Below are 308 nucleotides of genomic sequence, written 5' to 3' on the forward strand. Positions count from 1 at the left end.
GCCCGGTACTGCTGGGCCTGCTGCTGGCCGGCAGCCTGGCGCTGCCCGCCTGCGTGTCGGTTAAAGCCTACCAGAAACAATACCTCAACGATGAGGATATGAAGCTGGCTTCCAAGAAGGTAGAAAGCCCGGAAGTCAACTTCGAGAGCTACCGCGAAGGGGCCGGCGGGGCCAACGGCGGCAAAGTAGGCGGTGGCTGCGGCTGCAATTGAATTATCAGTGAACGTCATACTGACGAAGGAAGCAGCTCTACTGCGTGAGTAAACCCAACGCTTGCAGGTAGTTACGCGGTAGAGCTGCTTCCTTCG

General features: G+C 58.4%; 1 protein-coding gene. It reads left to right on the forward strand.

Annotation, left to right across the window (positions count from 1 at the left end):
• On the forward strand, positions 1-212 hold a 212-nt coding region (locus ACM615_RS24135), incomplete at its 5' end, for a DUF4266 domain-containing protein (RefSeq protein ID WP_431012669.1).
• Between the last annotated feature and the right edge of the window lie 96 nt (positions 213-308).

It is taken from the genome of Rahnella sp. PAMC25617 (genome assembly GCF_050606005.1).
Taxonomy (GTDB): Bacteria; Pseudomonadota; Gammaproteobacteria; order Enterobacterales; family Enterobacteriaceae; genus Rahnella; species Rahnella variigena.